General features: G+C 50.0%; 6 protein-coding genes. 4 read left to right on the forward strand and 2 right to left on the reverse strand.

Annotated elements, in window-relative coordinates; translation table 11 throughout:
- The first annotated feature begins 103 nt into the window (after positions 1 to 103).
- The 4 genes from M3087_RS02690 to M3087_RS02705 are packed head-to-tail and all read left to right on the forward strand — an operon-like array spanning position 104 to position 3461.
- Positions 104 to 517 carry a hypothetical protein gene (locus M3087_RS02690; protein WP_249093563.1) on the forward strand — a complete coding sequence of 138 codons (414 nt, stop codon included), beginning with the start codon at positions 104 to 106 and terminating at the stop codon, positions 515 to 517.
- The gene (locus M3087_RS02695; protein WP_249093565.1) at positions 478 to 987 is read left to right on the forward strand and encodes a rhomboid family intramembrane serine protease; all 510 of its coding nucleotides are present in this window, start codon (positions 478 to 480) and stop codon (positions 985 to 987) included. The genes M3087_RS02690 and M3087_RS02695 overlap by 40 nt, the downstream gene beginning before the upstream one ends.
- Entirely contained in the window at positions 984 to 3077 is a 2094-nt protein-coding gene (locus M3087_RS02700) for a terminase (protein WP_249093567.1), read from the forward strand. Before M3087_RS02695 ends, M3087_RS02700 begins: the two co-directional genes overlap by 4 nt.
- Before the next feature lie 18 nt (positions 3078 to 3095).
- Complete coding sequence (locus M3087_RS02705; RefSeq protein ID WP_249093569.1) at positions 3096 to 3461, forward strand: hypothetical protein; 366 nt, start codon at positions 3096 to 3098, stop codon at positions 3459 to 3461.
- A gap of 223 nt (positions 3462 to 3684) precedes the next feature.
- Here the strand turns inward: M3087_RS02705 and M3087_RS02710 are convergent, their stop codons facing one another.
- Both M3087_RS02710 and M3087_RS02715 read right to left on the reverse strand, forming a co-directional pair.
- Positions 3685 to 4155, reverse strand: a complete 471-nt coding sequence (locus M3087_RS02710) for a hypothetical protein (RefSeq protein WP_249093571.1) — start codon at positions 4153 to 4155, stop codon at positions 3685 to 3687.
- Between the two features lie 52 nt (positions 4156 to 4207).
- Positions 4208 to 6145 (reverse strand): hypothetical protein, encoded by a 1938-nt coding sequence (locus tag M3087_RS02715; protein ID WP_249093572.1) that lies wholly within the window; start codon positions 6143 to 6145, stop codon positions 4208 to 4210.
- Positions 6146 to 6182: the final 37 nt, after the last annotated feature.

The following is a 6182-nucleotide window of genomic DNA, read 5'->3' on the forward strand; positions in this document are numbered from 1 at the left end:
TGCAAATTTAGAGTAACGGAAGCGGATACACGGTATAACTTTTTACGCTCCAACACTTAACTTTGAAACATAGATAACGGATTCTATGAAGCACCACGGAGCAATGATGGAATACACCGAAGAGCGTATGCAAGACCTTATGCGGGCGTATGACGAATACATTTCGTCCTGCGCTTATATCCGTATGCCCGATGTGTATGCTGCTATTATCAACATGGAATCCATGCGCTTTTGGGTCAGCGAAATACGGGCGACCAAGGTCATATACGCCATGCTGAGAGGTGTTCCGTTGAAGGGGATGCGTCCGCTGAAACGTGAGATGTTCGAGGAAATACTGAAAAGAGTGCTTGATTTGAAGAAAAGGAGACCGGAACTCACTGTCAAGGAATGTTGCTGCATTGTAGTGGCGCAACCTGCACCTAAGTTTTATCTCGCTCCGGGAAGTGCGAAAATCATGATTTGTAAGGCTCGTAAGAAATGGGTGCAGGAAAAGTTGAAAAGATTACGGCTGTTGTGATTGCATTGGGGGAGACGGTCTTGTCGTGCTTCCACATTGCCGACTGGCATTCGGTTGGCATCTATGCGCATGCCCCTTTGGCTGGGCGTTTGCTATATCCCTTCTTCCATTCAGGTGTGCTTCATGCAACGTTGAACGCTTGGTGGTTGCTTTCATTGGCGTTTCTCTACAATGTTACGTGGAAGCGGATGCTCACAGCTTATCTTATAGCCGTTACTGTGCCTGTAAATATGCTCGGTTCATTCTTGCCTTTCGATAATCCTACGGTTGGACTTTCGGGCGTGGTCTATGTCTTGTTCGGCTCGATCTCCTTCGAGGTGCTGCGTAGGGTGTATTTCCAATGCTGGATGCTCTTCTACATCGCTATCGGCTTCCTCATGCCGAACACCAATGCCTGGCTGCATCTGTACTGTTATCTCTGCGGCTTCATGGCCGCCTTGCTAAACAAACCAATACACATAAAGCGATGACGGTACGGGAAAAGGCCATACAGGAGATTATCAAAGAGAACGAACGGCGCAATGCGGAGATCTACGCCAAGTTCGACCCCGTTACCGGATATGGTTCGGTAGGGGAGCGGAAGAAAATCGTAATCGACGATTTTCCCATTCAAACGCAATGGGTGCCGGTCGAAATGATGAAAGTGCCGCTTGTTCGCCAGCTTGTCGAGTGTGGCTCTATCCGTGCGTTCCTGACAGATTGCATGGAAGTCAAATACAACGAGGCAGACCGCCTGAAGGTCATCGAGCAGTTTGTCCGCCTGCGCTACCGCTACGACTTCGCTTTCTGGGCGGCCACGCTGGTCTATATCAAGAACAAGGACGGCGGCGACGATGTGCTTTTCCGGCTGACACGTCCGCAACGGCGGTTTGTTGAAAGGCTTGAAAAGCTGCGAAAAGCAGGGAAGCCTATACGCATAGTCCTGCTTAAGGCTCGCCAGTGGGGAGGCTCTACCACTTCACAGATTTACATGGCGTGGCTGCAACTTATCCACAAGGTGGGTCTGAACTCGCTCATCATTGCGCACCAGGGAACAGGCTCTGATGAAATAAAAGACATGTTCGACCGCATGATCAAGGCATATCCGGTCGAAATGCTTCATGAGCTGAGCGAAGCCTATAAAGAGAATGAACCGAAGCTGGTGGGTGTGGGCAAGTCGGGCAGCATCTACCGGGTTCCGCAACGTAATTGCAAAATAAAGATTGGCACGGCGGAACGTCCTGATGGTTGCCGTGGTGGCGACTACAGTCTTGTTCATCTTTCCGAGGTGGGCTTGTGGAAAGCCACCGAGGGGAAAAAACCGGAGGATATCGTGCGCTCCGCCTGTTCGGGTGTCCTCTACCGACCTTACACGATGATTGTCTACGAAAGCACGGCAAACGGAACGGGCAATTTCTTCCAGCGTGAATACGATGCGGCAAAGAAAGGTGATTCGCAGTTTGAAGCGATGTTCGTGTCGTGGTTCGACATTGAGAAATATTCACAGCCGCTAGACGACATCAAAGCCTTTGCAGCCCGTCTGTACGACAATCGGGAGAATGCCAACGTCTCTTCTGCACGTGAGGAAAGCGGACGCTATCTTTGGGCATTGTGGGAGAAAGGGGCTACGCTAGAAGCCATCAACTGGTATATCCTCGAACGTGCCAAGTACAACGACCATGCTTCAATGGCTTCCGAATATCCGTCTGATGATATAGAGGCGTTCGTCCATTCCGGAACGATGGTGTTCGACAAATATAAGGTCGAGGACTTCGACCGCTATTGCAAGAAGCCGCGCTACGTGGGTGACGTCTATGCCGATGCCGACGAGGGAAAGAATGCGCTGAAGAACCTGCGCTTTTCAGAGGACAGGCAAGGGATGCTTTGGGTGTGGGAGTTGCCGGAGGTGGACGAATCGGAAAAGGTACTCAATCGTTACCTGACGGTGGTCGATGTGGGCGGTCGCTCCAATAAGGCGGACTGGTCAGTTATCGTCGTTTTCGACCGTCTGTTTATGGCGGACGGAGGCAAGCCGGTGGTCGTGGCGCAATGGTACGGCCACTGTGATATCGACTTGCTTGCATGGAAGGCGGCACAGATTGCAGCCTTCTACGACAATTCCCTACTGGTCATTGAAAGTAACACCCTCGAAACTCACGACAAGGAACGGGACGTGGACGGCGACCAGTCGCAGTTTATCCTCAATCAGATAAAGAACGTCTACCCGAACCTCTATGCTCGCAAGCAGTCCGAAGAAGATATTATGGCAGGACTACCCACCAAATACGGCTTCCATACCAACGTGGCCACCAAGCCGATGGTCATTTCTACGCTCGTGAAGGCCATCCGCGAGAACGCTTACATTGAGCGTGACCGCCGTTGCCTCGATGAGTATTTGGTTTATGAGAAGAAGCCCAACGGGGCTTTCGGTGCGGTAGTTGGCAAGCATGATGACCTTCTCATGACACGGGCCATCGGGCTGCACATCTGTTTCTACGAAATGGAACCGCCCAAATTCGTGAAACGCACGAAACGTATGTTGGTGAAGAAGAAAAAGGCTGTTTCGGCAGCGACAATATAAACTAAAAACGGATTTGTTATGAACGTATTTCAGAAATTGAAGGCAAGCCTCCGGTTGCGTGAGGCGGTAAAGAAAGCCGAGGACGCACACTGTCAGACGGGCGAGCGTTATTATGTAATGCCTCTTTCGGGGAGCAAGGGAAAACTTATCATCATGGACAGGTTCAACTTCCGCAAGCTCAAACAGAAAGGGTATATTTCCTATGATGCACACGTGCGCGACCTCGAAACGGAGTGCTTCTACTTCACGGCTTATCGTAATGGAACGTGCGGCATTGTCCCTGAAGTGGAGAATTTGAAGCGGCAGCAGTTTTACCACTGGTATGCCGGATGCATCAGAAACCATAAAAAGAAGAAACGCCATGAAGTACACAGCCAAAAGTAAACAGGACTTGGACGGCATTCGGACGCTGACTGGTGACCCGCTCGTAACTTATCAGGTAGTTGGGAACGGCGGTAAGAAGATAAAACGTCCTAAGAAAATCAGATGAATAAATAAAGGCGGACGCATCATTGCTGTGCTGTCCGCCTTTTCATAATCCGTTGGGGAATGGCATACCCATAATCATGTGAGGGGTGCTTTTTGCCAACGGAATGATTGTTGTATGTTACCAACTTGAGGTATCGGCTTTTATTCTTTTCTCATTGCCTCGCTCCCAAATGCTATCCTCCGTTTTCCCGAAGTTGGCCAATTGTTCCATTTCCTTTTTCCTGCGTTCTTCCCACGGCTCGAAATCGAGTATTTCTCTCACGAGCCACTGGTCCCAAGTTCCTCGGAAACAAATACCTCTGTCATCAAGATACACGTCGGCTATCAGTTTGCCGCTCGTGTTTTCGGGCTGGTTGGGGTTTTCATTGATGTAGTCGTAAGTAATGTTGTGGTCTTTCAGCCATTTCTCTAACTTGTCCGTTTTCTTCCTCGTGGTGAAGATGATGATTGTCCAGCCTTTCTGTTTCAAAACGGACGTGCCTGTATCTGCGTTCGGTATCATCTGCCCGAATTCATCAGCACCTTGAAAGCCCTTGCTGTAATCGTGGATTACGCCGTCGAAGTCAATGCAAATTGTTTTTTTATCCATAACTTTATACTTATTTTTTGATTTTGTACTGATACAAAGGTAGTACAACCATTTATGCCACCATTGCGTTATGCAGCATGTTTACTGCTTGCATGTTTGCGCCTTGTTGTGCCTGTTGCATGAGTTGTGGCGATATGGCCTCCGGCGTTCCGCCTCGCTCTATTTGCTCACGCTGTGCCTTGATGCTCTGCAATAGTTCGTCCGCAAACGGAAAATCGCCGAATTCCAGAAGTTGTTCCACGCTGATAGCCCGCGATTGGAACAGTTGCATCAGGATGTCATTGGCAAGCTGTCGGTAGGCTGGGGTAGAAGTGCTTTCGCTAATCGACAAGTCAAATTCCACGTCACGTATCTTCTTCGGGTCGTATTCAATCTGTGCTCCGCTCTTGCCTGCAATGTTGAACACACGCTTCGTATCGTAGAACTGCTGCATGTTCTTCACGTCCTTATAAGCACCGTCTATCGTGAATTGGCTGTAACACTCCAGCATATCCAGCAAAGCCATTGTCGAGTTCTGTACCTGCTGGTTATACATGGATGCACTTTGCCCTGAGAATCCGGGTTTACCTTGCAGTGCTCCGTTCACGCCGCTGATGTCCTCAAAGAATTTCAGTTGCAGATTGAGCAGCTCCGTGATTCCGATATTCGTCGAGTTGTTGGCAACCTGTTGTGGAACTTGTCTGCTTGACGAGGGTTTGTATACAATCACACCGTTGAACTCCGCCCAGCTTTCCGCTATGTCCTCCATGCTCACCCCGTCTGGCAGGCAGTCTTCTGGCATCAGCAATACGCCTTTGGCGGAGGCACGCATAATCCAGTCGTACAGCGTAATCAATCGGTTGGTGTAACGCTGCTGGTCTATCACGTCCGACACAAACGAGTGTATCTCGCCGTCAATGAACGGATATGCCTTGAACACGTAGGGGTGGCTTCCATGCTCGTAGGGCGTTTCACCTTCTTTCAGGATGTCGCCGAACGGTGAAAGGTAGTAGAAGTACCAGTAATCATCCACAAACCACGTGGCTTTGATCAGCGGGACTTCTTCTTCAGGCATTCCTGCGGCTTTGGCCATTTGCATACGCCCGCGGTTCACTTGCTCCACTTCCGTAGCGTAGTCCTCGATGTCTATCTTGAAAATGTCGCCGTTTTGATAATCGTGGCATCGGTAACGGGGTTTCTGCTCTTTCCGCCATACTTCTATCACCCTGCATCTTCCCGGCTCATTAGTCAGCAGAAAATCGTAGTTTTCCAAACGGCTGTAACCGAACCGTTCGGCATAGCTGGCAATATACTCCCTGCGTGCGGCCCATTTGTAGATGTCTCTCAGCCTGCGGTAGTCTTGTGGCGTATGGGCGAACTGTTCGCACAACTGTCCGAAACTCACGTCATGCACTTCGCCAAGACACGTCACATCCCACCCTCGGAAGTCTCGCATATTATTGTCAATGAAAAAATTGTTTGGCTGAACATAGTCTGTCCAGCAATCCTCCTTGTTATTCCGCCAACCGTAGCTTTTCCGGTGAACGATGAAGCCTGAAATCAGGAATTCTTCCATCGTCCGGGCGTTCACCTCGTTCATTCGGTTCAGCTGCATGTTGCATTGAAGGATAGTACTCATCGTTTCACCCAGCTTCTGTTCGTCACGGTCACGGGCGGTACAGGTAGGTTCTTTCATTTGGCTGCGGTAAACGCCAAGCACGTTGCGAACCAACCTTCGGATGAGGTTGTTTTTCAAAGGGATGTTGCCTTGCATTTCAATGTATGCCTCCTCCGTCATGCTCTTGCCGTCCACGCATATCACGTCATCCCACTGTCTTCCGTAGGTGTATCGCTTGTTGCGCTCCCTGTTATGCCGGAAGTCGTCCATTTGGTTCCAGTAATGCTGCGCTTCCATGAGCACGTCAAATGCCCGGCGGTCGCCGAAGTTCTTCTGCGAGAACGCCACGGTGTCTATTCCCGTATCGCCGCGTTTCGGTGTGATTCGGCTCATCGGGAACAGTTTTGTATTCTTATTCGTGTGCTGCATA

Source organism: Mediterranea sp. ET5 (assembly GCF_023337025.1).
Classification (GTDB): Bacteria; Bacteroidota; Bacteroidia; order Bacteroidales; family Bacteroidaceae; genus Phocaeicola_A.

Coding starts and splice junctions, on each gene's coding strand:
- M3087_RS02690 (WP_249093563.1), top strand. CDS start 104: ATGATGGAATACACCGAAGAGCGTATGCAAGACCTTATGCGGGCGTAT.
- M3087_RS02695 (WP_249093565.1), top strand. CDS start 478: ATGGGTGCAGGAAAAGTTGAAAAGATTACGGCTGTTGTGATTGCATTG.
- M3087_RS02700 (WP_249093567.1), top strand. CDS start 984: ATGACGGTACGGGAAAAGGCCATACAGGAGATTATCAAAGAGAACGAA.
- M3087_RS02705 (WP_249093569.1), top strand. CDS start 3,096: ATGAACGTATTTCAGAAATTGAAGGCAAGCCTCCGGTTGCGTGAGGCG.
- M3087_RS02710 (WP_249093571.1), bottom strand. CDS start 4,155: ATGGATAAAAAAACAATTTGCATTGACTTCGACGGCGTAATCCACGAT.
- M3087_RS02715 (WP_249093572.1), bottom strand. CDS start 6,145: ATGAGCCGAATCACACCGAAACGCGGCGATACGGGAATAGACACCGTG.